The following is a 26,437-nucleotide window of genomic DNA, read 5'->3' on the forward strand; positions in this document are numbered from 1 at the left end:
GCGTTGCCAGCATCATTTGTGGCAGCAATGAGGCTTGTCCGGCTGCCCTTCATAGCGGTCATGGTACCGCACCCAGTCCATGGTCCCCTCTTCGTTGCGCCCCAGTGGCGCGATGTCGAGGAAGTTGTAGGTGTTGACCAGGATATCCAGCCCGCGGGCATAGGTAGAATAGGTGTGGTACACACTGCCGTCGGGCTCACGGTAGAACGCGCTCAGCCCGGGCAACTCGCTTTCATCACCGTCATAGGGTGCATAGTTGTACTCACGCTCACCTTCGCCGCCAACACTTACCCCGAAATCCTCGTTGAAGCTGCTGCCGTGGGACGAATACCAGGGGAAGCGCCAGCCCATGCGCTGGCGAAACGCCTGGAATTGCGTGTACGGCGCTCGCGACACCGCCACCAGCGACACGTCGTGGTGCGCCAGGTGCAGGTTGGCGCCGTCAAAGTGATCGGCCAGGAATGAGCAGCCGTGGCAGCCTTCGGTCCAGCCCTCGGCGAACATGAAGTGGTAAACCAGCAGCTGGCTGCGACCGGCAAACAGTTCGGCCAGGCTCAGTTCGCCATCGGGGCTGTGAAAGCGATAGTCCTGCTCGACCTTGACCCAGGGTAAGGCGCGACGGGCTGCGGCCAGCGCGTCGCGGTGGTGGGTAACGGCCTTCTCGTGCAGCCACAGTTGCCGGCGAGCCGCCAGCCACTGGCTGCGTGAAACCACGGGATGCCTGTTTTCGTGGGTGCTCATGGTGGTGTCTCCATGCTTGGGGTTCACACACTGGTCGAGCACCGGTGGGTTGAATCGACAGGCAGCGCTTCCCGGGCGATGAGCGGTAGCTGATTTCAGCCAGAATGGGCGATATGCCCGTCGGCCATTTCATCCAGGGTGTCATCGTCGCCGGGCAGTGCAGTGATCACGCTGAAGTCGCTCACCTCCACCTGGCCACCGCCATAGCCCAGCAGATGGAAGGAAAACGCCTTGCGTGCGGTCGGGTTGTCAAAGCTGAACTCGATCTCCAGGGGTTCGTCGGCCGTGACCTTCATCTCACCAGGCAAGCCTAACGGTACGTCCTGTTCCAACTGCTTGGCCTTGAGCTGGATATAGGCTGTGTGTTTCCGGTCCAGCGAGCGGACCTTGACCCGCACGCGGGTGTGCGAGCCCTCGGGCATTTCCAGGTATTGCGCACCGATCAGGTTGTCTGCCCATTCGTCATGAATGCGCTTGCGCAAGCGGATAGGCGAAGGGCTACCGAACTGGTAGCGCAGATTCAGAGGGGTGTGCTGCAGGGACTGGTCGAGTACTGCTGCCAGCGCACCGATCTGTTGACCGAGCAGGTCATCGCCCGGGCCAAGGTAACGTGCCTGGTCGGCGATGAAGCCCTCGCTGGCGTAACGCCGGCAGTGCTGCTGGAAGTCGCACTCGGTGAACACACCGTGGCCGTCGTGATAGCGCAGCATGCCGTTGGTATAGGAAATCATTTCGCGACCGGTGTCGTAGTCACGGTATAGCGAGCGGCCGCCAAGCGCCATGGGAATGGGCAGGGCAAAGTAGTCCAGCAGCGAGGTGGCCAGGTCGACATGGCCGTAGGTGCCGCGCTTGATGCGTGGCAACTGTGCCTGCTCTGGCGCCAGGGTGAGGTTGAAGCCCCAGGACGAAGCCAGGCGCACGCCATCGATGCCGTGGGACTCGTCGGAGGTGACCAGTACCAGGGTGTCCTTGAGTACGCCCAGACGTTCGAGGTCGTCGAGGAAGGCACCGAGCGCGTCGTCCAGGTAGGCGACCGCTGCCTGTTTTGGCGTGTCGTAGCGCTCGAGGTATTCGGCGGGAGCCGAGTACGGCTGGTGGGTACCGACGGTGAGCAGGGTCAGCATCCACGGCTTGTCCTGCTTCTGCAGCTGGCCGACATAGTCCAGGGCACCCTCGAAGAAGGCCCGGTCGTCCTTGCCCCAGAGGAAGTCCAGGTAGTTCTTGTTGCGGAACCACTCCTGGCCATGCACTGCATCAAAACCGATGTGTGGCATGATGCGGTCCTTGGCCATGAAGCGCAGGCCGGCCCCCTGCAGGTAGTGAGTGGTGAAGCCGGCCTGGCGCAGCTGCGCCGGCAGGCAGGCCTGGTTGCGTTGGTTCTGGGTCAGCAGCTCGACCCCCTTGGGCGTGCCATTGGCCAGCTTGTCGTAGTCACCACAGAGCATGGCGTACAGGCCACGGATGGTCTGGTGGGTGTGCAGTACGTAGTCCGGGGTGTTCATGCCACGTTCGGCCCATTGACTGAGCCTGGGCATCAGGTCTTCGTCGAAGCGGCTGTGCAGCGCCTGGCGGTTGGGCCGCAGGTAGGCGCCGGGGATGCCTTCCACGGTAATGACCAGCAGGTTGCGGGCGGTGCCGGGCCCGGCCAGCAGGCGCTGGCCATGCAGGTCGGATTGGGTCAGGCCACTGCTGGCCAGCGGCGTGAAGGTTTGTGTCTGCCCCGTCCAGCCCTGGACGTGGCGCCGCAGATCACCAGCGGCGGCCGACAGCAGCTGATGGGGGAGGTTGTACAGCCGCCATTGCTCGGCATCGGCAGGTGCCAGCTGCTGGCTGCTCCAATGGCCAGCGAACAGCAACAGCGGGATGGCCCAGGCCTTGCGTGGCAGAGGCTGGCTGCGTTGGGTGCGGTGATGCCAGGCGCTGGCCAGCCAGACCAGCAGGCCGGCCCCCAGCGCCCAGGGCAGCCAGGCATGGGCGAGACCGCCGCCGGTCGAATTCTCCATGAATTGCGGGTCGGCCAGGTAGGCCAGGTCGGTGGTGGTGGGCAACCTGCCCACCGCACTCACCAGTTCAGCCGAGGCCACCCACAGGGCAGCCCATGCCAGTAGCACGGGCAAGGCAAGCCACCAGGGGCGGCGGTGCAGCAGCAATACCAGCAGGCTGCCGAGGGCCAGGTCGGACAGGTAACCGAGCGGGTTGGACCAACCCAGCATGGCGCGCGTACCCAGTGGGATCACCAGAACCAGGCTTGCCAGGGCGGTAAACCGGGTAGTTAGGTGGTCTGACAGGTTGTTCACAAAAAATTCCCTTTTGCCATCAAATCGTCATGCATCTGTGCTCGATGATAACAGCCTGGGCCAGGGAACACGGTTCGCTACAAGGTTGGTAACCAAAAACCGGGCCGCGCGCGCGGGCCCGGACGGTGGCAAGTATCAGAAGTAATAAGGGAATTTAAGGCTGAAGGAAAAGTCGGGCGCATCGTCGGTCAGACCAATGGACAGGTTGGGCACGATGGTCAGGTTGTCGGTGGCGGCGAAGGTCATGCCGATATTGAAGTTGGCCGCGTTGTAATCGCTGTTGGAAATCGACTGCCAGTCACCGCCATCCGGTTTGATCTTGCTCTTGCTGGCGAACTGGTCAGACACCGAGAACGACATGCTCATCTTCTCGTTCAGGGCAAAGGCGATACCGCCGCCGATCTGCCAGGAGTCGCCCAGCTTCACGTCACCCGGCACCTTGCTGTTGACCTGCGGGCTGATGTCGCTGAACGAGTCCTGCATGTTGTAGGTGTAGGACAGGCTGCCGAACAGCACGGCCGGGTCGAAGGTCTTGACCAGCGAGATGCCCGGGGTGATCGACCAGACGCCGTTGCCGGTCGGCAGGCTTTCCGGTACCGACAGGTTGTCGTTGCCGGGCACTTCGCGCAATTTGATGCCGTAAGGGTCCTTGCCGGTGGGGGCCTTGATGCGCAGGGTGGCCACTGCATCGGGCCAGGTCTCGTCTTCGTCGAGGAACTTGTAGGCGACGCCGACGTTGATGTCGCCGATTTCCGGGTCGCGGGTCACCGTTTCGTCCGACGTGCTCGCCCCGGCGCCACCTGCACCGCCGGAAGAATAGGTGGACTCGCGGTACACCACCGGGACGTTGATATCAAACTGCCAACGCTGTGCCAGGTTGTAGCGGGCGGTCATGTCCAGGGTCCAGTTGTCCGCCTTGATCCGGTCAAGATTGATGCTGCCGAGGAAGATCGAGTCCAGTGCGAGGAAGCCGTTGAGCACCAGGGCGCGGGTATCGTAGTGGGTATAGGTGATGCCGGTCTCGAAGCTGAACTTGCCGCCGCCGAAAAAGCCGCTGGCCTCGTCATACAGGTTGGACACGCTCTGCGCCGGCTCGGAATCGGCTGTCAGCGCCTGGCCATAGGAGCTACCGGTAGTACCCGGCGCGCCGGATGCGACAGTTTGCGCGCCCTTGACCCCTTCGGCGGGGGATTTGACCAGGCGTTTGGGCGGGGGTGTTGCAGGGGTTTCCTCGACCTGGCGCACGCGCTGCTCCAGCACCATCAGCGCCTGCTGCTGGGCTTCGTAGCGGCGTTTCAGTTCGGTCAGTTCCTGCTTGAGGGCCTCGACCTGCGGGTCGGTGGCTGCATGGAGCAATGTAACCGGGGCCAGGCTGGCCAAACACACAACAGCTTTCAGCGTTATCGATCGGTGCATGGAATTGCCGTCCCTACCGACTCATTTTTGTGAAACTGAGCGTAGATCAATATCCGAAACTGCGAAGACCTTTGAGCTGGTCGAGGCTGCCGTTCAGCGAAGCCGCTGTCGGCACGCTTTCGCGCATCACCACGTTGAGGGAGGTGATGTTGTTGACGCGGTTACCGCTGCCCAGCAGAGTGGTGTTCTGCATCAGGCCACCCTGGGCCAGGCGCTGCACGCTGCTGCCCTGGTTGTTGCTGGCATCGATATTGAGCTGCACACCGACACCGCTGGCGGATACGCTCAGCGCGCCTGCGCCGTTGGCGCCCGTCAGCGTCTGGCCGGCCGCCAGCGCCTGGCCCTGCGGCTGTACGGTGGGCGCCTGATTGGCCTTGGTCACGTTGATGTCGACATTGTTGTAGGCGCTGTTGTTGTCGCCGGCCGCACGGACCACCTGGGTGACGCCTTCAGTGGCAGCAAGCCCGGCGCCGCCCGTCACGCTACCGCGGGTAGATGCGCCAGCTGACGCCGTGCCAGTGCCTTTCTCGTCAATCATCGTCACATAGAATTGCGGCTTGATGGTCGATCGCTGAATCTGCAGGGTACTCGTCGCGCCTATCATATCGCCTGCGGCATTCTGCCAGGTGCTGGACATGACGATGCCGAAACTGACGATGCGCCCCGGCATCACATAACGGCCACGCAAGCTCGCCAGTTCCTGGTCCTTCAGTTCGATGGGTCTGAAAGTCTCTGCCTGGGTTGGCAGGCTGGCTGCCAGGCAGGCCATGGCAAGCCACAGTGAATGTTTCATGGGTGCTCCCCGGAGCGTCATGCCCCTTGTCGTTCGCCGCGTCGTTAGAAGAAGTCGCTTTTGATGAAACCGAAATCCAGCAGCTCTGCGTCCTGCACCGGGGCGAAGTCATTCACCCGGCCCTTGGCGGTCAGTGGCAGGGGCGGGTCGAGCAAGACGTTGTGCTTGTCGTAGCCTTGGCCGATCACGGCGAAGATGATGCCGTTCCAGCCTTTGAGAAAATCGTCGACCTTGTAGCGCTTGTGGCCCAGCACCGGGTCACCGATGTACACCCAGCCCCGGTCGACCTTCTGCATGACCACGAAGTGCTTGTAGCCGCGCACCTCCATCAGCACCACCACCGGGATGCGAACGCTGTGCAGGGTCTCGGGCGCCACCCGGTAGCCGCGGGCGCGCATGCCAAGGCTTTCCACGTAGCGTTTCATGTCCAGCATCGAGAAGCCTTGGGTGCGGACCAGGTCCTGGTCGGCGTGGGCCAGCATGCCTTCGATGATCTGTTGCTCGTTCACATCCAGCCAGTAGGCCTGGCGCAGGATGGTGGCCAGTGCGGCGGCGCCGCAACTGAAGTCGGTTTTCTGTTGCACCAGGTCGGCGAACTTGCGCTCGCGCACACTCTGGATGGGTTTGAATACCACGGCGCCGCCGGGCAGCACCGACAGTGGCATTTGTGCAGCCTCACTCACGCAGGCCAGGCACAGCAGACACGCCAAGGCGACAATACGCATGATCGGATGCCTTCCCTTTCTGTGGTGGAAAGGCCCCCCGCAGGGGGCCTCAAGCACAGCGATCAGAACGAGGTGTTGGAGATGGCCAGCGAGTTGCTTTGCTGGTTACCCACACCGGCCGCCACGTTCACGCCCAGGTTGCCGCTGCCACCATTCACCGAGCCGCTAAGGGTTGCAGTGTTGGTCACAGGGTTGGCCCAGCCGGTCGGGGTCAGCACTTGGAAGGACACGGTATTGCTCAAGTCGTAGGCGCTGCTTTCGCTGTAGCTCTTCGCCACGTCGTTCGAAGATTGCGACGATTTCTCGCCAGACTTTTCAAACGCCGACTCCGATGCATTGGCATAGGACGACTCGTGAGCCTTTTCATATGAGGAGTCGCGAGACTTCTCGTAGCTCGATTGGCGAGCCTTGTCGTACGACGAGTCGAATGCCTTCTCGAACGAAGCGTCGTACGCGCTTTCCCGCGAACGGTCGACGTCCACATTGAGCGAGGCATTGAGCGAGGCGTCGAAGCTGTCGGTGCGCGTGCGCTCGCGACGGCCGTCATCGGTGGTCACGGTGCGGGTGGCATCGGCTGCCGCGGCCAGCGTGGCGTTCAGGCTCGCGCTGCTGGACGAGCTGGCGTTGCCGGCCACCGAACCACTGGCATTCCAGCTGTTCGAGCCGCTGGCAGTGGAGCTGTGCGAACCGCTGGCGTTGGCGCTGCTCGAGCCGCTGGAACTCCAGCCATTGGAACCGCTGGAGCTGGCGCTTTGCGAGCCGGCCACGCTGAAGCTCGAGGACGAGCTGCGGTCGTCGGACGAGTTGAAGGTGCCCTCACGCGAGCTCGAACCGCTCTTGCTGGTGGTGATGGTGAGGGTGTCCACGCGGTAGGTGCGGTCGGCGCCATTGTTCACCACCAGCCCCGGGCCATTCTGCTCGGCCGAGGCGGTGGCGGTGGCATTGCCCAGCGGGGCACCGGTGTTGGCGATGGCCATGGTGTTTTTCTGCTGGTTGAGGTCGCCGCCGGCGATGTTGACGCCGACGTTGCCCTCTGCACCATCGGCCGAGCCGGCCATGACCGCCGAGTTCTGCGTGGACCAGTTGTCGACGCGGTTGTTGTTGCTGAACTGGCGGACATCAGCGGTGGCTTCGGCGGTGCCGAACACGAAGCTGTTGTCCAGGCTGGACTCGGACGACGCGTTGGCAATGGCTGCGGCGTTATCCTGCTGGTTGCCATTGCCGGCTGCCACGTTGACACCCACGTTGCCGCTGGCGCCGGCGGCCGAACTGCTCATCTCGGCCGCGTTGACGGTGCCTTGGTTGGTGATTTTGTTGCCCGTGCTGCGCTGGCTGTCAATGGCGTTGGCCGTGGCAAACACAGGGATCCTGGTGGGAGGAGGCTTGTGGTGCCCGTTGTTATGGTGACCATTGTGGTGCCCGCCACTCCGGTCGTTCTGCTCAGCTTGTACAGCAACAGCCATGACCGCAGCAATTGCGAAAACCAGAGGCTTGATTGCCATCGAGGGTTTCATGGTGATTCTCCGTACGTTATTGGTTAAGTGTCGTTCTTGACTGACTGGGTCAATCCGCGACCCGGATGCTCAGGGTGTTGGCCATGCGGTTTCCCACCCCGGCACTCTGGTTCAACTGGATCACCCCACGGCTACCGGTGAAGGCCTGATCACTGGTCGTGACCTGGCGATGGCCTGTTGGGGTGTCAGTTGCACCGGAGTTGTTGAGCAGCGCCACGTTCTGCTGCAGGAGGACGCTGTCGTCGATGCTTTGCGGCTGGGCACCGATGCTGATGCTCAGTGCGTTCGCTTGCTGGGTATTGGCGCCGGCGCTCTGGTTGACCCCGAGGGCGCCACTGCCGTTGCTGAAGGCGTTGCCCTGGAGCTGCGCGCGGGCGTCCAGCGCAGGATTGGCGGGCGTAGCCAGGCGTTGCCGTATCTGCGTGCTGGCGTTCGCTGCAGGCCCGACGGCAATGGCCCGCGCATTCACCTGCTGTTGCTGGTCTCCTGCGGCCTGGTTGACCGAGAGGTTGCCTTGGTAGTGGCTGCCAGAACTGTCGATGTCGGCATTGTCGACCACCGGGGCTGGCGATTGGGCGAGGGCCGAGGCACTGCACAGGGTGGCCAGGATCAGCAGCATGGGCTTCATCTCACTTGCTCCCCCCAGTCAGAATCTGCAGCGGGGCGAGGCCACGCTGCACACTGGAATTGACCATGTTGGAGATGCCGTTGCCCGAGCCGGTGCCGCGTCCACCGGAAAGGTTGGGCAGTTGCGTCTGGTTGCCGAGGTTACCGCCCAGGTTGTTGCTCTGCTGGGTAATCAGGGTGCTGATGCCAGCGCCACTGCTGATGCTGGCAAAGTCGCCATCACTCAGTTCGCTGGTTTGCCTGAGTACCTGGGCAGACGGGTTGGCATTGGCGGTGGTGGGATTCGGATCGGGGATCAGCGGCGGGACCGTCGCGTTACGCGTCTGCACGTCGCGGGTGATGATGATGATGCCTTTGTCCGCCTGGGCAGTCAGGCTCAATGCGCCAAACAGGCAGACCAGCAGCAGATGAAGGCCTTTGTCAGTTTTCCTCACGACGGCAGCTCCTTTTGTGAGCGCTGGTCCTGTTCAGCGTTGCGAACGGGACAGCAGGAGGTGTGCCGCTTTTGAAAAAACTCGGTCGATCAGAGGGTTAGGGCAAGGAGATGACAAACTGCGGCGTATTCTGTCTCAGCCCTGAAACAGGCGCCGCGGAGCGGTATTGGGCGAGCCGGTGGCGGCTTTGACGGGAAGGGATTTTTTGCCAGCTGTTTCAGCGCGTTGACAGTGCCTGCGAAACAGGGCGAAGCGCCTCTATTGCGCGGGCTTTGGCCTAACGAGGTGTGTCGAAGATTTAACACTCTGTGAAGCCGGGTGGCGTATCGCTATCAATCAGCGTAGCGACTGTTTGCAGCGCCAGCAACTGGCGTTGCGGCCAATTGCCTTCAATTATTTTGTACGCCTGTGTGTGCTGTTGCAGCCAGTGCAGGCTGTCATCGAAGAAACGCTGACGGTCGCTCAGTTCTGGCTGGCTGCGCTGGCCGTCGGCAACCCAATCCACGCCTTGCGGGCTGAGTAACAGATGCAGGTGGTAGTGCCGTGCCAGTAACGCCTGTTCCAGCCAGGGCGGGCAGTCACCGAACAGGGCCTGGCTCCAGAGCATGTTACTCAGCAGGTGGGTATCGAGAATCAGCAGTGGCGGTGCCTTTGCACGAGCACTGTCTTCCCAGGCCAGCTGGCCGCGCGCGATGGTGGGGATATCGGCGTAGCAGGTGTCGCGGCATTCCTGGTCGATGAAGTGGCGCACGTATTCCGCCACCACCATGCCGCCGAAACGTGCCTGGATCACGCCGCTGAGCCAGCTTTTGCCACTGGATTCCGGGCCGCACAGCACCAATACCTTCATGTCCTGTGCCGTGCTCATGGCTGTACCAGCGCCGGGTCGCGATGCCATTCCAGCCAGCCGCGCAAGGCGATCAGGGTGAGCACGGCGAACAAGCCCGCGGTGAAATAGAGTTGCTGGTGCAGGTACTGGCCGACGTAGATGACGTCCACCACCACCCAAAGCGGCCAGCACTGCAGGCGTTTTTGCGCCATCCACAACTGCGCGACCAGGCTGAACCCGGTCAGGCTGGCGTCCAGCCAGGGCAGGGCAGCGTCGGTCCAGTTGGCCATGGCGGCGCCCAGCGTGGCGCTCAGCAGCACCCCGCCGGCCAGGCCGCTGAGCAGTGCGGGGCGCTGCAGGCGTGAGACCTGGCGGGCAACTTCAACATGACCCGGACGTTTCCATTGCCACCAGCCGTACAGTTGCAGAATGGCGTAGGCCAGTTGCAGCAGCATGCCCGAATACAGCTTCACCTCGTAGAACAGCCAGCCATAGATCAGCACCATGACCAGGCCGATCGGCCAGCACCAGGCGTTCTGCTTGACCGTGAGCCAGACAGCGATGACGCCGAGGGCGGCGGCGATGAGTTCAAGGCCGGACATCGGCGATCCTTGGAGAGACTATCGAAGAGGGCCGCGATTGTAGCGGGTCGGTCAGGGAAGGTGTAGCGCGTCGGTGACCTTGCGGCGGCCTTGCAGCCCATCGCGACACAGAGCCCAAGGGGGCAATAGATCCGACCACAGGAGCGGCGCGGTCGGCGAAGGGGCGCAGAGCGCCCCCGGCATTCTCGACCTAAACCCGGAACTGCCGCAACAATTGCTCCAGCTCTTCGCTCAACCGCCCCAGCGCCAAGCCGGCTTCGCTGGACTGGCGCGCGGCATCGGCGGTCTGTTGCGACAAGCCGGCGGTATCGAGCACGTTGCGGTTGATCTCCTCGACCACATGCGACTGCTGCAAGGTGGCGCTGGCAATCGAGGCATTCAGGCCGGTGAGGTTGTTCAGCGCCTGGTTGATGGCGTCCAAGCTGGCACCCGCTTCGCGGGCCTGCTCGACGGTCTGGCGGGAGGCTTCGCTGCTGGTGTCGATGGCCTTGACCGCCGCGTCCGACTGACTTTGCAGGTGTTCGATCATGGTGTGGATTTCGGCTGTCGACTGCGCTGTGCGCTGGGCCAGCAGGCGCACCTCGTCGGCGACCACGGCAAAGCCACGGCCTTGCTCGCCGGCCCGTGCAGCCTCGATGGCCGCGTTCAGCGCCAGCAGGTTGGTCTGCTCGGCGATGGAGCGGATCACGTCCAGCACGCCGCCGATGCGCGTGCTGTGCCCGGCCAGGTCACGGATCACCTGCACGGCCTGGTCGATGGTCAGCGACAGCCGGTCGATCTGCGCCAGGCTACCGTGGATGGCCTCCTGGCCATGCGCCACCTGCTGCTGCGCAGTACGCATTTCCCCGGCAGCCTGCTCAGCGGTCTTGGCCACGTCCTGCACGGCGTAGGTTACCTCGTTGACGGCGGTAGCCACCTGGTCCATCTGCAGCGATTGCTGGGCGCTGTGCTGCTGCGCGGCGCCGGCGTTGTCACCCACATGCCCGGCCGACTGGGCCAGGGCATGGGCTGCCCCCTGCAACTGGCCGACCACGCCTTGCAGCTTGCCGTTGAAGCGGTTGAAGTGCTCGCCCAGGTGAGTGATTTCGTCGCGGCCGTGGGTGTCCAGGCGCCGAGTCAGGTCACTTTCGCCGCTGGCGATATTGCTCATGGCCTGCACTGCCTCCTGCAGGGGACGAGCGATGCTGCGGGCAATCAGCATCACCACCAGCGCCATCAGCAGGGCGATGGCCAGGCCGACCAGCGAGGCGTCACGCAACTGGCGGTTGAACTCGGCCTGCACGTCGTCGATGTAGACGCCCGAGCCGATGATCCAGCCCCACGGCTTGAACAGCTGGATATAGGAGGTCTTGGCCACCGGCTCGCTGGCACCGGGCTTGGGCCAACGGTAATTGACCGGGCCGGCATCCTGTTTGCGGGCCAGCGCGACCATCTCGTTGAACACGGCAAAGCCATCGGGGTCACGGATGCCTGACAGGTCCTGGCCGTCAAGCTTGGGGTTGGCCGGATGCATGATCATCTTCGGCCCCAGGTCGTTGATCCAGAAGTAGTCGTCATGGTCGTAGCGCAGCGCGCGCACCACTTGCAGCGCTTGTTGCTGGGCAGCCTCGCGGCTGAGCTTGCCGGCCGCCTCCAGGCCTTGGTAATAGGTCAGTACGCCCGCTGCGGTCTGCACCACGTGGCGGGTCTTTTCCGCTTTGGCCTGGTACAGGTCGCCATGGATCTGGCGCAGCATCAGCAGGCCCAGCACCAGCAGCATGGCCACCGCGACCAGCAGGATCAGCCACAGGCGGCGGCTGATAGACATCGATCTCAGGGTTTTCATCCCATAGCTCCCGCATTGTTCTTTTTATTCAGGTGCATCCAAGCATGGTTTGCGCAAGGGCCCTACTCGACTAATGGCTAAGTGCTATGCGACTGATAGTCTGCAGCGGTCGTACAAGGCGAGTGCAAAGACGCTCTGCTAGGATTTCGGCCGCGCAAGATGAAACCTTTAGGGGGCGTGAACTTTTCTACTGGCCTTGCGCCCAACAGACGCTGTAAAACAGCGCGGGCCGCGCGCGGCAATTTCAAGCAAATCAAGAACAAGGGGCCTGCAACGAGCAGCGCTCCAGCGGGGGAACGATGGATTTTTGGACTGCCTTTCAGGCAATCATCTTGGGCGTGGTCGAAGGGCTGACGGAGTTTCTGCCGATATCCAGTACCGGCCACCAGATCATCGTCGCCGACCTGATCGGGTTTGGTGGCGAACGGGCCATGGCTTTCAACATCATCATTCAGCTGGCGGCGATTCTGGCGGTGGTGTGGGAGTTTCGTAGCAAGATACTCGACGTGGTCTTCGGCCTGGCCAGCCAACCGACGGCGCGGCGTTTCACCGGCAACCTGTTGCTGGCGTTCCTGCCGGCGGTGGTGCTGGGTGTGCTGTTCGCCGACCTGATCCATGCATACCTGTTCAACCCGATTACCGTGGCGGCGGCACTGGTAGTGGGTGGGGTGATCATGCTCTGGGCCGAGCGTCGCGAGCACCGCGTGGAGGTCGACCATGTGGATGACATGCGCTGGAGCCATGCCTTGAAGATCGGCTTCATCCAGTGCCTGGCGATGATCCCGGGCACTTCGCGCTCCGGCTCGACCATTATCGGTGGGTTGCTGTTCGGCCTGTCGCGCAAGGCAGCGACCGAGTTCTCGTTTTTCCTGGCGATGCCAACCATGGTGGGCGCGGCGGTGTACTCGGGCTACAAGTACCGCGACCTGTTCCAGCCCGGCGACCTGCCGGTGTTTGCACTTGGCTTCGTGACCTCGTTCATTTTTGCCATGATCGCCGTGCGCGCGCTGCTCAAGTTCATTGCCAACCACAGCTACGCGGCGTTCGCCTGGTATCGCATCGCCTTCGGCCTGCTGATCCTGGCGACCTGGCAGTTCGGCTGGGTTGACTGGGCGACCGCCCATGGCTGAGGCCGCAAGGGGAGTGCGACTGGAGGGCGTGCGCAATGTACGCCTGAAGCTGCTGCTGTTGGGCCTGCTGTGCCTGCTGCCCGGCCTCGGCGCAACGCGCATGGCCTGGGCCGACCAGGCCTGGTGGCCACTGGCCTTGTACCCGGCGATGAGCCTGATCAGCCTGCTGCTGTACTGGCAGGATAAACAGCAGGCACGCACCCAGGCCTGGCGTACCCCTGAAAAGGTGCTGCATGCCAGTGAGCTGCTGGGTGGCTGGCCGGGGGCACTGCTGGCGCAGCAGCTGTTCCGGCACAAGACGCGCAAGGTTTCGTATCAGCTGGTGTGCTGGGGGATCGTGCTGCTGCACCAGGTGTTCTGGGCGGACTGGCTGTTTCTTGGTGGGCGTTATCTAGCCGTTGGCTGATTCGTGGCTGTGTCGGCCTCTTCTCGGGTAAACCCGCTCTGCAGGTGAAGCCGCGAAGAGGCCAGCGAAGCTAGATCACAACACCAAGCCCGTCTGCAGCCGTTTGGGCAAGCGTTGGACCACCAGCTGGTGCGAGCGCCGCAGCAAATCACACAGCTCGTCGCGCCCCATCGGGTAAGGTGGTGCCATGCTGATCCACCGCGCCCGTGCCAGATACGGCGCAGGCCGCACCCCTGGCCGATCGCAATAGCCGAGAAACAGCTCGTCAGCCACCTTGAACGACAGCCCCGCACCGGCCAGGTCGAGCACTGCGAACATCTTGTTGCCCGCCACCGAGAATACCCGGACGCCGCCCCATTTGTAGTCTTCCCGCGCCCCCGGCAGGCTCAGGCAGTACGCTGCCACCTGGGCTTCGCTCATGTGCCGCTCAGACATACCGTTCTCCGCAGGCCTCGAACGAAGCCGCCAGGTGGTCGATCCACACCCGTACCGCAGGCAGCAAACCGCGCCGGTGCGGATACACCGCCTGCAGGTAGCCGCCCGGCAACGACCAGTCCGGCAGCAGGCGCACCAGTTCGCCGCGTGCCAGTTCATCCTCGCAGAACATGCTGGGCAGCGCGGTGAACCCCAGGCCTGCCCGTACAGCCGCATTACGTACCACGAAATCATCGATCGCCAGGCGCGGTTCCAAGGCGATTTCCTGCTGTTTGCCGTGCGGGCCGAACAAGCGGAAGTGTACCAGCCGGTCCGCTTCGGCAGCGCCCAGCACCGGTAACGATGCCAACTCGCCGGGTTCGCGAATGTGGTCGGCGAAACCGGGGGCGGCAACCAGTTGCATCTGCGCCTGGCGCAGACGCCGGGTGACCAGGGCCGGGTCTTCATCGCCCAGATCGCGCACCCGCAGGGCTACGTCAATGCCTTCGGAAATCAGGTCGACCCGGCGGTTGAGCAGCACCATGTCCAGCTGCACCAGCGGGTATTGCTCAAGAAAGCGGCTGATCACGTCCGGCAGGAAGGCATGGGCCAGCGCCACCGGGCAGGACACCCGCAAGCGCCCACGCGGTTCGCTGCTCATGCTGGCCACCGCTTCGTCGGCGGCTTCGGCCTCAAGCAGCATGGCCTGGCAGTGGTGCAGGTAGCGCTCGCCCACCGCGGTGAGCTTCAGTTGCCGCGTGGTGCGCTGCAGCAGGCGAGTGCCCAGACGTTCTTCCAGCTCGGCAATACGCCGCGACAGGCGCGACTTGGGGATGCCCAGCTGGCGACCGGCTGCGGCGAAACCGCCGGCCTCGACCACGCGAGCAAAATAGAAAAGGTCGTTGAGGTCTTGCATGGGCATGTCTCACTGTTCCATCTGTGGGACAAACTAACGCATTTTTGCTGACTTATCACCCATTGGCTCCCTCGGTAGGATTCTCCCCATCGTGATCGCCCAATGTCGCGGTCGTCATTCACAGGAGAGTCCCATGAAACTGTTGCATATCGATTCGAGCATCCTGGGCGACAATTCCGCCTCCCGCCAACTGAGCCGCGAAGTGGTCGAGGCCTGGAAAGCTGCCGACCCGAGCGTGGAAGTGGTGTACCGCGACCTGGCTGCCGACGCCATCGCCCACTTCTCTGCTGCCACGCTGGTAGCGGCGGGGACCCCGGAAGACGTGCGCGACGCAGCCCAGGCCTTCGAGGCCAAGCTCAGCGCAGAGACTCTGGAAGAGTTCCTGGCGGCGGATGCCGTGGTGATCGGCGCGCCGATGTACAACTTCACCGTGCCGACCCAGCTCAAGGCCTGGATCGACCGCGTTGCCGTCGCCGGCAAGACCTTCCGCTACACCGAAGCCGGCCCGGAAGGCCTGTGCGGCAACAAGAAAGTCGTGCTGGTGTCCACCGCCGGTGGCCTGCACGCTGGCCAGCCGAGCGGTGCCGGGCATGAGGAATTCCTCAAGGTGTTCCTGGGCTTCATCGGCATCACCGACCTGGAAATCGTCCGCGCCCATGGCCTGGCTTACGGCCCTGAGCAGCGCAGCCAGGCGATCGACGCTGCCCAGGCGCAAATTGCCAACGAACTGTTTGCGGCTGCCTGAGTCAGGTACCAAACGCTGACGCTGTAACAGCGGCCTTGTGTCGCGAAAGAGCCGCAAGGCGGCCCCGGAGATCTCGGCGATGACGCTGAAACTGGGGGCCGCTTTGCGGCTTTTTCGCGATCCGGGCCGCGCTGCATGACCGCGTCGGCCTGGCGGTTGCTACAAGCCGTTTCTGCGCGGCTCAGTGACTCTCAGGCACGATCATCGACACGGGCGCGTGGTGGGCCCGCTGACGTGCCACCAGGTAGTACAGCACGCTCGGTACTACCAGGCCGATCAGCCACGATACATCCACACCGCCCAGGTGCTCGACCATCGGCCCCGTGTACAGCTTGGTGTCGATGAACGGCATCTGGATCAGCACACCAACGCTGTAGACGATGATCCCGGGCCAGTTCCAGCGGCCATAGCGGCCCTGTGGGTCGGCGAGGGCAGGGATGTCGTAACGCTCCTTGGTGATGAAGTAGTAATCGACCAAATTGACCGCACTCCATGGCACGAAGAACGTCAGCAGGAACAGGATGAACGACTTGAACGCGCTGAGAAACGAATGCTGGCCAAGCAGGGCCAGCAGGGTCGCGGCGCCGACGATGGCCAGGACGAACAACAGGCGCTGTGCCCGACTGATCGCCAGGTGGCCGCGGAAGCCGCTGATGATGGTGGCAATGCACATGAAGCTGCCATAGGAATTCAGCGTCGAGATGGTCACCTTGCCGAAGGCGATGCAGAAATACAGCAGCGCTGCGGTGCTTCCGGCACCCCCCAGGCCAACGATGTATGCCACTTCATGGCCGGCGAACTGGCCACCGGCAATGGCGACGGCGAATACCCCGAGCACCATTGACGCCTGCGCGCCGATCACCGAACCCAGCCCTGCGGCGAGGAACGTCTTGTGTGGTGAGGTGCTGCTTGGTAGGTAGCGCGAGTAGTCGGCGACATACGGGCCGAAGGCGATCTGCCAGGATGCTGCCAGTGACACGGCGAGCATGAACGATGCCCAACTGAAGTGGCGGTTATCCAGTAACTGCCCGATGTCGGCCAGCATCAGGATGCGGCTGAACAGGTAGACGAAGGCAATGATCCCCAGCACGCTGGCGACTCGCCCGATCCAGTGGATCACCCGGTAGCCGGCCAGGGTAGCGAGGACGATGACGCTGGCGAAAATCAGGATGCCGGTGCTGTCGCCGACGTTCAACAACTGGCCGATTGCCTGCCCGGAGAGTACCGTGCCGGTAGCGGTAAAGCCCAGGTACATCAGGCACACCAGCACCATCGGTATGGCCGCGCCGTACACCCCGAACTGCACGCGGCTGGAGATCATCTGTGGCAACCCGAGGCGCGGGCCCTGCGCTGCATGGAGAGCCATGACCGCGCCACCGATCAATTGGCCGAGAAGCAGGCCGATCAACGACCAGAACACATCGCCACCGAGCACCACGGCCAGCGCGCCGGTCACGATCGCAGTGATCTGCAGGTTGGCGCCGAGCCACAGGGTGAACTGGCTGTACACGCGCCCATGACGTTCAGTTTCGGGGATGTAGTCGATCGAGCGCCGCTCGAATACGGGTTTGCTGGTCATTCGGTGGCTCCGCTTCATTGTATTTGTGCAAGCGAGTCAGTCATCGATGGGGCACGAGGTGGATGACGTTGGCGTCATGTGAGCATGTATATACAAGCAGGGTCAAGCGAGGGTGTCGCGAATGGAACAGTGGCACTGTTGCGCAATGATGGGCCGCAACTGTGCCGGTCGGCGGTGAAGGAATAGCCTTATGCTGTAACGAAATATGTCTAAAAGCCTGGAAGAAGGATGTTGCAATGCCGCTCAAGGACCTGCTGATCGCCCTGGTGGTGATCGTCGCCTGGGGAGTCAACTTCGTGGTCATCAAGGTTGGCCTCGATGGCTTGCCGCCGATGTTGCTGGGGGCATTGCGCTTCCTGTTGGTGGCGTTTCCGGCCATCCTGTTGGTCAGGCGGCCCAGGTTGCCCTGGCGCTGGCTGGTCGCCTACGGTGCGACCATTTCCCTGGGCCAGTTCGCCTTCCTGTTCCAGGCCATGTACAGCGGCATGCCACCAGGGCTGGCCTCGTTGATCCTGCAATCACAGGCGTTCTTCACGCTGGGTTTTGCTGCCCTGTTCCTGGGCGAGCGGCTGCGCCTGGCGAGCGTGCTCGGGCTATTGGTGGCCGCCAGCGGCCTGGCCCTCATCGGCAGCGAAGACGGTGGCCATGTACCGATGCTGGCGCTGGTGCTGACCCTGTGCGGCGGCGCCATGTGGGGCCTGGGCAACATCATTACCCGCCGCTTTGGCTCGGTTGACCTGGTGGCGCTGGTGATCTGGGGCGGGCTGATTCCGCCGCTGCCGTTCCTGGCATTGTCCTGGTGGCTGGAGGGGCCGGAGCGCATTGGTCATGCCTTGGCCAACATCGGTTGGAGTTCGGTGCTGGCCCTGGCCTACCTGGCGTTCGTCGCCACCATGCTGGGCTACAGCCTGTGGAGCGAGCTGCTGTCGCGCCACCCAGCCGGCAAAGTAGCACCATTCTCGCTGCTGGTGCCGGTGATTGGCTTGAGTTCATCGGCGCTGTTGCTCGGCGAGCGGCTGACGGCAACGCAGGGCTGGGGCGCCTTGCTGGTGATGGCGGGGTTGCTGGTGAACGTGTTCGGCGCGCGCATCGGCCAGCGCTTGCGCGCGGTCAACGCGTGAATCGCCGGTGCTGCACTCTGGTAGAATCGGCCTCTTTTGCCAGGCCAATGGAGTGCACCCATGATCATTTCCACCACCAGCCAGCTTGAAGGCCGCCCGATCGCCGAGTACCTGGGCGTGGTCAGCTCCGAATCGGTGCAGGGTATCAACTTTGTGCGCGATTTCTTTGCACGTTTCCGCGACTTCTTCGGCGGGCGGTCGCAAACCCTGGAAAGCGCACTGCGCGAGGCCCGGGAGCAGGCCACCGAAGAATTGAAAGCGCGGGCACGCCAATTGCAGGCCGATGCTGTAGTGGGGGTGGATTTCGAGATCAGCATGCCATCGGTACAGGGTGGCATGGTCGTGGTATTTGCCACCGGCACGGCGGTGCGCTTGAAGTAGCGCGTTTGGCCGCTGGTCGGGCCCGGTATTTCAGTCCGGGCGGTCTGCAAATGACCAGCTAGTCTCATTTCCACTGGTCGCGTTTACCTGGGCAACCCTTCTGGTTGCCGGCGCGTCCGCCACTGGAGGGAGACAGGGCATGAGCGAATCCTTTTTCGAAGACCTGAACGATGCGTTCCCGATCAACAGCCAGGTCCGTTGCGGCCAGGCGGCATTCCGCCTGGGTTTCGCCCACATGACACTGGATGATTCCGAACAGCTCCAACCCGCACACCTGCAGCGCAGCAAAAAAGGCCGCTTCATGCCGCGGGTCCCACTGAAGAAGTGAGCCCGCCCCAACGAGACCCCGCCGAACGGCGGGGTTTTTGTTGCTATTCGTTGATCCGCCTCATGGCATTGCCGGGTACCACTCGCACGATGGCCAAGACTGTGATTTCCTGACGCCGCATTGCGCAACGGAGGATTAAATGCTCATGCGAGTCAGGGAAGAGACCTATTGGCAGTGGGCTGACGCCCAACTGCATAGCCGCAGCCATGATGAAGCGCTCAGTGACGGCACCACGCTGGACGTGCAGGTGCGCCTGTCGCGCCTGGGGGCGACCCAGTTGTTCCTGGGGTTGTATGCCGGGGATGGGCGCGCACTGCTGGAAGAGTATTACCCCGCGCGGCCTGGCGAGACCATGACTCGCGCCCTGGTCTGGGGTGTCGACCGTGCCCGGGCGATGGCCACCGGGGCCTTGCCTTTGCCGGCAACCCGCAACCGTCGGCGTCAGGCATGAAAAAGCCCGGCCTGTATGGGCCGGGCTTTTTCAAGGGTGCGAACCCTCAATTGATCGATTCGATCACCTTGACGGCCTGCTGCTCGCGGGCAGCGGGCCATTCTTGTTGCAGGGTCTGCAGCACGCGACCGACGAACTCGGTGTCGGCGGCGGCCTTCTTGCCGACGTAGCCCTGGCCACGACGGTAGACCTTGAAGCGGGCACGCATGCTGGGCAGGTGCTCTTCGAATTCATCTTCGACAGTATTCGGTGGCAGGCGGTCGAGGCGCACTTCACCGGTTTGGCTGACCCACAGCAGGTGGTCGTCAAGGCTGTCCTTGCGCATGGCGAACAGCTGAGCCAATTGGTCGATAGTCGGATTGTTGTTCAAGTTCATCATAAAGCCCCCATTACCCAGTCGTAGTGATTTTCACAGTTGGCGCTACCACGGTGTAGCGCACTACCAAGGCTGCTACAGCAGCATCGCAACAGGGGCTTTCTCACGCTGCCTTTTGGACAGTTTCCCTCTCCACGGACGGCCTGCGTTACCGCGCAGGCCGTCTGGAACACCCTTGCCACCGCTCCCGATCAGAGAGACGGCTTCATCATGCCCAAGGGCGATGAACGGCGTCAACCATTTTGTAGTGAATATTTTTTCTCACTACATTGTGTCGTTTTGTTCGACAATTGTTGCCGACACTACAGCCCCGAAAGGATCTCGAAGGCTGCGCGCACGCGGGCTTCGTTCGGGTAATTGCGGTTGGCCAACAAGACGATGGCCAGTCGCTCGGCAGGCACGAACGCAGCGTAGGCACCGAAACCGTTGGTCGAGCCGGTCTTGTTGTACCAGGCTGCCGACAGCGCGGGCAGGGCGGGTTGCAAGCGCGTGGTCGCCTGCGGCTCGCGAATGAGCCGTGAGCTGTTGCCGTCGACCAGGGTTGCCAGCGTGACTGGGTACGGGTAACGCTCCCAGCCCAGGCCCTGGGTCATGGCGCCGACCTGGAAGTAGCCCTGCCGGGTAATGGTTGTAGCTTGCGCCAGAGCAGGGGGCAGGCCTTCCGGTTGCAGGTAGAGGCGCACATAGCGCAGCAGGTCGCTGGCGCTGGTCTTGATGCCGTACGCCTCATCTGCGTACGGGCCGGGCCCGACCCGCACCGGCCTGTCGCTGGCGTCGTAGCCTTGGGCATACAGCCCCCGGGCGTCGGCCGGGACCTGCAGGTAGGTGTTCTGCAAGCCCATCTTCGCCAGCAAGCCTTCACTCATCAGGGTCGAGAACGGTTGATGCTGGGCACGAGCGGCCAGGTCGCCGAACAGCCCCAGGCTGGGGTTGGAATAGCAGCGCTGGGTGCCCGCTGCGGCCCGAGGTTGCCAGTGGCGGAAGAATTCGACTACCTGCTGCGCTGTCTGCACCGTATCCGGGAACTGCAAAGGCAGGCAGTCGGCGCTGTAGGCACCCAGGTCCAGCACGCTCGCCTCGCCGAGGGGCGCCCCGGCCAGTGCGGGGTGATAACGCTTGGCCGGGGCGGCGAGGTCCAGCGTGCCCTCGGCGCTGGCCAGTGCGGCCAGGGTAGCGGTGTAGGTCTTGCTCAGCGAACCGATTTCAAACAGCGTGTCACGGCTGACTGGTACAGGGTCGTCCTTGCTGGCCACGCCATAGCTGAAGTAGTAGGCGTGGTCGCGGGCATAGACCGCCACGGCCATGCCGGATATGCCTTGTTCCTGCATCAGCGGGCGGATGATCCGGTCGACCTTGGCCTGCAGCTGGTCGTCTGCCTTGGCGGCGCTGTGGCCCAGGGTGAAGGTGAGGGCGGCTGCAACTGCGGCCAGGCGGGGCAAGGGCATGGGCGGGTCCTGTGCGGGAGGTGTCCGTTGGGCGATACCGGTGGGGGTTCCGGCGTTAGCGGCGAAAGGCCGAAGACCTTATCGTCTGCCCTTGCACGATGACAAGACGGAAACTGTGATGAAATATTTGCGCTTGCTGTTCGACAATTTCACCCTGGCCTTGCTCGGGGTGGTACTGATCGCCACCGTGCTGCCTTGCTCGGGCGACGGCGCGGTGTATTTCGGCTGGCTGACCAACCTGGCGATCGGCTTGCTGTTCTTCCTGCATGGCGCCAAGCTGTCGCGGGAGGCAATCATTGCCGGTGCCGGGCACTGGCGCCTGCATGGGTTGGTGTTCGCCTGCACCTTCATGCTGTTTCCGCTGCTGGGCCTGGCGTTCAAACCGTTGTTCGTGCCGCTGGTGGGCAACGAACTGTACCTGGGCGTGCTGTACCTGTGTGCCTTGCCAGCCACCGTGCAGTCGGCCATCGCCTTCACCTCGCTGGCGCGGGGTAACGTACCAGCGGCCATCTGCAGCGCGGCGGCCTCGAGCCTGCTGGGCATCTTCCTCACGCCCTTGCTGGTGATGCTACTGCTGGGCGCCAGCGGTGATACCGGCTCAGGCCTGGATGCGGTGCTGAAGATCACCCTGCAACTGCTGGTGCCGTTCGTGGCCGGGCAACTCGCGCGGCGCTGGATCGGCGCCTGGGTCAAGCGCAAAGCACGTTGGTTGAAGGTGGTGGACCAGGGCTCGATCCTGCTGGTGGTGTATACCGCCTTCAGCGAGGCGGTAGTTACCGGGCTGTGGCACACGGTATCGCCGCAGCATCTGGCCGGATTGTTTGGCGTATGCGCGATTTTGCTGACGGTGGTGCTGTTCGCTACCCACCAGTTGGGCAAACTGCTGGGTTTCGACCTGGAGGACCGCATTACCATCCTCTTCGCCGGCTCGAAGAAGAGCCTGGCCACCGGGGTACCGATGGCCCAGGTGCTGTTCGTTGGCAGTGGCATCGGTGCGATGATCCTGCCGCTGATGCTGTTCCACCAGATCCAGTTGATGGTCTGTGCGGTGCTGGCGCAACGTTACGCCAGCCGTGAGCAGGGGGCCGAGGAGGCCTCTGCGGCCTGACCGCTGCAGCCCGAGGCAGCGCAATCGCTACCTGGCCTGGCCCGAAGCGCGCTCGCGCAGCGCCTTGGCAACCTCGGCCTCGATCTTGTAGGCCGGGGCCTCCAGGTCGTCGTAATTGCGCGTATAGCGCCGGGCGAATTCCTCCACCCCAAGCTGCTGATACTGCTGCACGTGCTTGAGCTCATGTGCCCACAGCGCCACGTTGTCCTCGGCGTCGCTGGCCCGCCGGAAGATGATCGTGTCGATCAAGGTCACGGCATTCACATCGGGGTTCTGCAACAGCGCATTGGCGGCGCTGACCTGCTGTTCATCGCCTACCCGGTAGCGCGCCGCGTCCAGCACGGCAAAGTCATACCAGGGCTCGAGCTGCGCACGGATATGCAACGGTATCGGTTGCACGCCGTCGGCGGTGGCCTCGTCGCGGGCCTGCTGCAAGGCGTAGGTCAGGCTGGACGAGGCCATGCTTTCCACATCCTTGAGGATCTGCCCGGCCTGGCCGGGGTCGATCGGGGCGCAGAAACAGCCCATCAGGCAGACCTGATACTGCCCGGGCGGGCACGCCTGGCCGGCCAGCGCAGGCTGGGCCAGCCCCAGCACAAGCCCCAGCAGCATAGTGATCCGCTTCATTCCGGGCCTGTTCAGCAAGGGTCAGAAATTCGCCGGAGTGTTGGCGCTGATGATCTCGGCCTCGTCCGGGCCGATGTTCTTGAAACTGTGCGGCAAGGTCGTGGGGATGTAGTAACCGTCGCCCGAGTTGAGCACGCTGACCTGGCCATCGACCCACAACTCGACGGTGCCGCGGGTGACCAGGCCACACTCTTCACCTTCGGCATGCACGATCGGCTCGCCCGAGTCAGCGCCCGGTGCATACAGTTCGCGCAGCATACGCATCTGCCGGCCTTCGACACTGGCGCCGACCAGCAGCATGCGCAGGCCGTTGCGCCCCAGGTCTGGCTGTTCGCCGGCACGGAACACGTAGCGCTCTTCGCGCACCGGTTCGTCGAAACTGAAGAACTCCGCCAGGCTCATGGGAATGCCTTCGAGCAGTTTTTTCAGGGAGCTGACCGAAGGGCTGACGCGATTCTGTTCGATCTGCGAGATCGTCGAATTGGTCAGCCCGCTGCGGCGGGCCAGTTCCCGTTGGGAGAGGTTGTTGCGTTCACGCACCAGTTTGAGTCGCGTCCCCGTGTCCATAGCCGCCTTGTAATCAAGAGGTGTCAAAAATAATGAGCGATGCGCATTAAAACACACTCTGCTCGCTTGCGCGCTGTGCTTGTCAGGCCCTTTGTTCGCGGGGCATCGGCCACAGCCCTACCAGCAGCAACAGGGCCGCAACGGCGAGGAACGGCAAGCGCGGGTCCAGCGCATACACCAGGGTGCCTGCCAGCGGCCCGACCACCGCGCCCATGCCCTGGGCCGCACCGATGGAACCGGCCGTGGCGCCTTGCTCCGAGGCGTGCATGGCATTTGCCGCCAGGGCGGAGAACGCCGGGAACACGAAGCCCATGCCCGCTGCCGCGACAAAGTAGCAGGCCCATAGCCACGGCGCGGTGGTTGCCAGCGCACCACAGGCAAAGCCCAGGGCCGCCAGCGTGGCACCGACCCGGATCATTTTCAGTGGCGGCCATTCCAGCTGGCGCAGCACCACTTGTGCCAGGATCAGCGCCACGCCTACCGTGGTCAGGGCAATTCCGGCAGCCTGGGCGGCTTCGGTCGGGCCCAGGTGCAGGCGGTCGAGGGCGAAGAAACCGACGATGATCTGCGACACCGTGACACTGAGCATGGCGCAGAATGCCACCAGCAGCGGCCGGCGCAGGCGCGGGTCGGTCAGCCGCACCGGGCTGGGGGCATGGCGCTGCGGCAGCGCCTGCGGTTTGAGGCGCAGCAGCAGGACCAGGAAGGCGCAGGCCGGCAACAGCGACATGATGTGGAACGGCAGGCTCAGGCTATGCCGTGCCAGCAGCGCAGCCAGCGCTGGCCCGACCACCAGGCCGACGGCGTTGGCGGCGCCCAGCGCGGCCATGGCGCGGGCCCGGCGTTGTGGTTCGACGTGGTCGGCGATCAGCGCGTTGCAGCCCACTGGAATGGCGGCATAGAAGGCGCCGATGCAACCGCGTGCCACGGTCAGGCCGACGAACGCCAGGGTCGCTCCCGGTAGCCAGCGCAGAGCGCCTTCGACGAACAGGCACAACAGCCAGTAGGCCAGGGTGAAGCCGGCACTGCCCAGCAGCAGGACGCGTCGGCGGCCGAGGCGGTCCGCTGCGCGCCCCCAGGGGCGTGCCAGCAACACCCAGACCACACCCGCCACGGTCACCGCAGCACCGGCTTGCCAGGTGGCCATGCCAAGCTGCCGGGCAAGCGGGCCGATCAGGGCGACAAAAGCCATCATCGACAGGGTGCAGGCCATGTTGGCCAGCAACAGCGGCCGCAGGTTCAGCGTGCTGGCAGGCAGGAGAGTGGCAGGGTCCTTTGCAAGATTCATCAGGCAGTCCAGGGCAGTACGGCAAACAGTAAGCCGAGTGGGTGGGCATTATCATCGATCGTCGAAGGCCCTGTCTGCTGCCGGTCACGGGGTGCGGCGCAGGGGGCCTGGCCACATGCTACGCAACACGCCGTCACGGCGCACCCACGCATGCATCAAGGCCGCGGCCAGGTGCACCTGCACGGTGGCAAACAGCAGGTAGCCGGCCCAGCCGTGGGCCTGGCGCAACACGGCATACAGCTGCAAGTCGTGTGGAGCGATCGCCGGCAGGCCCAGCGGGGCTGGGTAACCACCCGCAGACAACATGCCCCAGCCCAGCAGTGGCATGCCCAGCATCAGGCCATACAGCAGCACATGCGAAGCCCCGGCCGCCCAACGCTGCGGCGCCGGCAGGTTGTGCGGCAAAGGCGGGTGAGGCAGGGCCAGGCGCACCGTGATGCGCAGCACCACCAGCACCAGCAGGGCCAGGCCGGTGGCCTTGTGCAGGCTGAGCAGCAGGGTATGACGTGGCGACAGGTCCACGACCATGCTCACTCCGATGAACAACATGGCCAGGATCAGGAGGGCCATCAACCAATGCAACAGGCGGGCGATCGGGTGAAAGGCTTCGGGTCTCATGGCTGGGCTCCAGTGCTGAGCGATTCATGGCTGCGGCGGTTGAAGGATTCCGAATAGGCGGCGGAGCGCGCGGCGAGGATCGGGTCGTTGGACGCTTCTATACCTGCAGGCAGTATCAGCGGGTCGAAGTTGAGGTCACGGCAGGCACCTTGCTCGGGGGCGTCGACCTGTTCCAGCACCAGGGTGCCGGCATCCACGCTGCGCCGTTCGGCAGGCCAGGGGCGGGCAGGGTCGTCCAGCGCATCGCCCGGGGCGGCCAGGGCCAGGCGCAGGGTCCAGCGCAATGGGCCTTGGGCCAGGCGTTGCTGCAGGTCGTGTTGCAGGAACTGCTTGTCATCGACCTGGGCAGGTAACGCGGCAAACGCGGTGTGCGGTTCAAGTTGCCAGCGTACGGGGTGGGCTGCGCCGGTGCTGTCGACCAGGCGGAAGGCATTGATGCTGTGGTATTGCGTGCTGGCAAAGCTGTTGCTCGGTTTGTAGCCCGCCGCCCATTGGCGGAACGCCGCGCTTTCCGGATGGGCGGCGAAGAACGCCTGCAGTTTGCCTGGGTCCGGCTTGCCGGTGGCCGGGTCGGGCGCGCTCGCCAGCACTTGCTCATAGAACCCCTGCGGCGTGCTGACCGCCAGCACCGGCGGGTTGTTCATGCCGGTGCGCCAGACCTGCCCGTCGTCGGTGCTCAGCTGGATGGCCAGGCTGCGTACCGGTATGCCGGTGTCCGGGGCGAACGGGTTGGCACCGCCGATGGCGAAACGGCCAGTCACCGGCACCCGTTGCTGGCTGAACACGCGCGCTGTAGAGAGGCTGGCGGCTTGCCCACTGGCCTGGAAGTAGCCGCTGACGCACAGGCCCTTGGCGTGGTTCTTGCGGTAACCCGGGTAATGCCCGGCCTGCGCTTCGAACGTGTCGATGATCCGTTGTGGGGTCAGCCGGGGCTCGCCGAGCCAGCCGGCGGCATAGGCAAAGCTGGCACCGGCGGCCAGCACCACGGCGCCGATGGCAGCCAGGCGCAGGGCCAGGGCCTGGCCGTGCAGGGGTGATTTCATGGTCATGGTCCGGTTCAGTGAAGGTGCCGGTACGACGGTGTCAGGTAAAACTTATTCCCTCGACGGGAATAGAATTTGCGGACAGGCGTCT

At 63.7% G+C, this 26,437-nt stretch carries 29 protein-coding genes and 1 pseudogene; 8 read left to right on the forward strand and 22 right to left on the reverse strand.

Translation table 11 applies throughout. The annotated features are described in order from the left end of the window. Positions 1 to 12 precede the first annotated feature (12 nt). The 12 genes and pseudogenes from HU760_RS12000 to HU760_RS24705 form a co-directional block, all read right to left on the reverse strand. Positions 13 to 741 (reverse strand): DUF899 domain-containing protein, encoded by a 729-nt coding sequence (locus HU760_RS12000; protein WP_186674349.1) that lies wholly within the window; start codon positions 739 to 741, stop codon positions 13 to 15. Between the two features lie 95 nt (positions 742 to 836). Continuing rightward, entirely contained in the window at positions 837 to 3,038 is a 2,202-nt protein-coding gene (locus tag HU760_RS12005) for an LTA synthase family protein (RefSeq protein ID WP_186674348.1), read from the reverse strand. Positions 3,039 to 3,173: 135 nt separating this feature from the next. Further along, on the reverse strand, positions 3,174 to 4,454 hold the full coding sequence (fapF, locus tag HU760_RS12010) for a fibril amyloid transporter FapF (protein WP_186674347.1): 1,281 nt from the start codon (positions 4,452 to 4,454) through the stop codon (positions 3,174 to 3,176). Between the two features lie 46 nt (positions 4,455 to 4,500). Next, entirely contained in the window at positions 4,501 to 5,247 is a 747-nt protein-coding gene (gene fapE / locus HU760_RS12015) for a fibril amyloid subunit FapE (RefSeq protein ID WP_186674346.1), read from the reverse strand. A 44-nt stretch (positions 5,248 to 5,291) separates the two neighbouring features. Next, complete coding sequence (gene fapD, locus HU760_RS12020) at positions 5,292 to 5,972, reverse strand: fibril amyloid maturation endopeptidase FapD (RefSeq protein WP_186674345.1); 681 nt, start codon at positions 5,970 to 5,972, stop codon at positions 5,292 to 5,294. A 62-nt stretch (positions 5,973 to 6,034) separates the two neighbouring features. Continuing rightward, positions 6,035 to 7,486, reverse strand: coding sequence for an amyloid-like fimbrin subunit FapC (gene fapC / locus HU760_RS12025; protein ID WP_186674344.1), 1,452 nt, complete (start codon positions 7,484 to 7,486; stop codon positions 6,035 to 6,037). Between the two features lie 49 nt (positions 7,487 to 7,535). Further along, on the reverse strand, positions 7,536 to 8,114 hold the full coding sequence (fapB, locus tag HU760_RS12030) for a fibril amyloid subunit FapB (RefSeq protein ID WP_186674343.1): 579 nt from the start codon (positions 8,112 to 8,114) through the stop codon (positions 7,536 to 7,538). A 1-nt stretch (position 8,115) separates the two neighbouring features. Next, entirely contained in the window at positions 8,116 to 8,547 is a 432-nt protein-coding gene (gene fapA, locus HU760_RS12035) for a functional amyloid chaperone FapA (protein ID WP_186674342.1), read from the reverse strand. A 298-nt stretch (positions 8,548 to 8,845) separates the two neighbouring features. After that, on the reverse strand, positions 8,846 to 9,415 hold the full coding sequence (locus HU760_RS12040) for an AAA family ATPase (RefSeq protein WP_186674341.1): 570 nt from the start codon (positions 9,413 to 9,415) through the stop codon (positions 8,846 to 8,848). Continuing rightward, entirely contained in the window at positions 9,412 to 9,978 is a 567-nt protein-coding gene (gene pnuC, locus HU760_RS12045; RefSeq protein ID WP_186674340.1) for a nicotinamide riboside transporter PnuC, read from the reverse strand. Before pnuC ends, HU760_RS12040 begins: the two co-directional genes overlap by 4 nt. Before the next feature lie 190 nt (positions 9,979 to 10,168). Further along, positions 10,169 to 10,903, reverse strand: coding sequence for a methyl-accepting chemotaxis protein (locus HU760_RS24700; protein ID WP_437179856.1), 735 nt, complete (start codon positions 10,901 to 10,903; stop codon positions 10,169 to 10,171). A 138-nt stretch (positions 10,904 to 11,041) separates the two neighbouring features. Beyond that, positions 11,042 to 11,803: pseudogene (locus HU760_RS24705) on the reverse strand (cache domain-containing protein); the annotation flags it as partial. Between the two features lie 299 nt (positions 11,804 to 12,102). Between HU760_RS24705 and HU760_RS12055 the strand changes: the two are divergent. After that, positions 12,103 to 12,933 carry an undecaprenyl-diphosphate phosphatase gene (locus HU760_RS12055; RefSeq protein ID WP_186674338.1) on the forward strand — a complete coding sequence of 277 codons (831 nt, stop codon included), beginning with the start codon at positions 12,103 to 12,105 and terminating at the stop codon, positions 12,931 to 12,933. Next, positions 12,926 to 13,339, forward strand: coding sequence for a DUF1294 domain-containing protein (locus HU760_RS12060; RefSeq protein WP_186674337.1), 414 nt, complete (start codon positions 12,926 to 12,928; stop codon positions 13,337 to 13,339). Before HU760_RS12055 ends, HU760_RS12060 begins: the two co-directional genes overlap by 8 nt. A gap of 75 nt (positions 13,340 to 13,414) precedes the next feature. Here the strand turns inward: HU760_RS12060 and HU760_RS12065 are convergent, their stop codons facing one another. Then, a complete protein-coding gene (locus HU760_RS12065) occupies positions 13,415 to 13,774 on the reverse strand; it encodes an MmcQ/YjbR family DNA-binding protein (RefSeq protein WP_186674336.1) in 360 nt (119 codons plus the stop codon). Continuing rightward, positions 13,767 to 14,669, reverse strand: a complete 903-nt coding sequence (locus tag HU760_RS12070) for a LysR substrate-binding domain-containing protein (RefSeq protein ID WP_186674475.1) — start codon at positions 14,667 to 14,669, stop codon at positions 13,767 to 13,769. Before HU760_RS12070 ends, HU760_RS12065 begins: the two co-directional genes overlap by 8 nt. A gap of 133 nt (positions 14,670 to 14,802) precedes the next feature. Here HU760_RS12070 and HU760_RS12075 point away from each other — a divergent pair, with 133 nt between their 5' ends. After that, the gene (locus HU760_RS12075; protein WP_170029671.1) at positions 14,803 to 15,414 is read left to right on the forward strand and encodes an FMN-dependent NADH-azoreductase; all 612 of its coding nucleotides are present in this window, start codon (positions 14,803 to 14,805) and stop codon (positions 15,412 to 15,414) included. 181 nt (positions 15,415 to 15,595) lie between these two features. Here the strand turns inward: HU760_RS12075 and HU760_RS12080 are convergent, their stop codons facing one another. Beyond that, positions 15,596 to 16,993 carry a purine-cytosine permease family protein gene (locus HU760_RS12080; protein WP_186674335.1) on the reverse strand — a complete coding sequence of 466 codons (1,398 nt, stop codon included), beginning with the start codon at positions 16,991 to 16,993 and terminating at the stop codon, positions 15,596 to 15,598. 236 nt (positions 16,994 to 17,229) lie between these two features. Between HU760_RS12080 and HU760_RS12085 the strand changes: the two genes are divergently transcribed. The 4 genes from HU760_RS12085 (at position 17,230) to HU760_RS12100 (ending at position 19,274) form a co-directional block, all read left to right on the forward strand. Then, positions 17,230 to 18,114, forward strand: coding sequence for an EamA family transporter (locus tag HU760_RS12085; protein ID WP_186674334.1), 885 nt, complete (start codon positions 17,230 to 17,232; stop codon positions 18,112 to 18,114). A gap of 60 nt (positions 18,115 to 18,174) precedes the next feature. Continuing rightward, on the forward strand, positions 18,175 to 18,495 hold the full coding sequence (locus tag HU760_RS12090; RefSeq protein WP_003258990.1) for a YbjQ family protein: 321 nt from the start codon (positions 18,175 to 18,177) through the stop codon (positions 18,493 to 18,495). A gap of 139 nt (positions 18,496 to 18,634) precedes the next feature. Continuing rightward, positions 18,635 to 18,823 (forward strand): hypothetical protein, encoded by a 189-nt coding sequence (locus HU760_RS12095; protein WP_003253897.1) that lies wholly within the window; start codon positions 18,635 to 18,637, stop codon positions 18,821 to 18,823. A 139-nt stretch (positions 18,824 to 18,962) separates the two neighbouring features. Next, positions 18,963 to 19,274 carry a hypothetical protein gene (locus tag HU760_RS12100; protein WP_186674333.1) on the forward strand — a complete coding sequence of 104 codons (312 nt, stop codon included), beginning with the start codon at positions 18,963 to 18,965 and terminating at the stop codon, positions 19,272 to 19,274. 46 nt (positions 19,275 to 19,320) lie between these two features. Here the strand turns inward: HU760_RS12100 and HU760_RS12105 are convergent, their stop codons facing one another. Continuing rightward, positions 19,321 to 19,653: a hypothetical protein gene (locus HU760_RS12105; protein ID WP_186674332.1), complete on the reverse strand. Its 333-nt coding sequence runs from the start codon at positions 19,651 to 19,653 to the stop codon at positions 19,321 to 19,323. 299 nt (positions 19,654 to 19,952) lie between these two features. Continuing rightward, complete coding sequence (ampC, locus tag HU760_RS12110) at positions 19,953 to 21,095, reverse strand: class C beta-lactamase (protein WP_186674331.1); 1,143 nt, start codon at positions 21,093 to 21,095, stop codon at positions 19,953 to 19,955. A gap of 118 nt (positions 21,096 to 21,213) precedes the next feature. On the opposite strand from ampC, the gene HU760_RS12115 reads away from it, so the two are divergent. After that, positions 21,214 to 22,203 carry a bile acid:sodium symporter family protein gene (locus HU760_RS12115; RefSeq protein ID WP_186674330.1) on the forward strand — a complete coding sequence of 330 codons (990 nt, stop codon included), beginning with the start codon at positions 21,214 to 21,216 and terminating at the stop codon, positions 22,201 to 22,203. Positions 22,204 to 22,230: 27 nt separating this feature from the next. Here the strand turns inward: HU760_RS12115 and HU760_RS12120 are convergent, their stop codons facing one another. From HU760_RS12120 to HU760_RS12140, 5 genes are all read right to left on the reverse strand, one after another. Continuing rightward, positions 22,231 to 22,830: an eCIS core domain-containing protein gene (locus tag HU760_RS12120; protein WP_186674329.1), complete on the reverse strand. Its 600-nt coding sequence runs from the start codon at positions 22,828 to 22,830 to the stop codon at positions 22,231 to 22,233. 21 nt (positions 22,831 to 22,851) lie between these two features. Further along, the gene (locus tag HU760_RS12125) at positions 22,852 to 23,397 is read right to left on the reverse strand and encodes a cupin domain-containing protein (RefSeq protein ID WP_087500627.1); all 546 of its coding nucleotides are present in this window, start codon (positions 23,395 to 23,397) and stop codon (positions 22,852 to 22,854) included. 82 nt (positions 23,398 to 23,479) lie between these two features. Continuing rightward, positions 23,480 to 24,685 (reverse strand): MFS transporter, encoded by a 1,206-nt coding sequence (locus HU760_RS12130; protein WP_186674328.1) that lies wholly within the window; start codon positions 24,683 to 24,685, stop codon positions 23,480 to 23,482. A gap of 84 nt (positions 24,686 to 24,769) precedes the next feature. Continuing rightward, entirely contained in the window at positions 24,770 to 25,303 is a 534-nt protein-coding gene (locus tag HU760_RS12135; RefSeq protein WP_186674327.1) for a cytochrome b, read from the reverse strand. After that, positions 25,300 to 26,352, reverse strand: a complete 1,053-nt coding sequence (locus HU760_RS12140; RefSeq protein WP_186674326.1) for a catalase family peroxidase — start codon at positions 26,350 to 26,352, stop codon at positions 25,300 to 25,302. Before HU760_RS12140 ends, HU760_RS12135 begins: the two co-directional genes overlap by 4 nt. Positions 26,353 to 26,437: the final 85 nt, after the last annotated feature.

This window comes from Pseudomonas oryzicola (assembly GCF_014269185.2).
Lineage (GTDB): Bacteria > Pseudomonadota > Gammaproteobacteria > Pseudomonadales > Pseudomonadaceae > Aquipseudomonas > Aquipseudomonas oryzicola.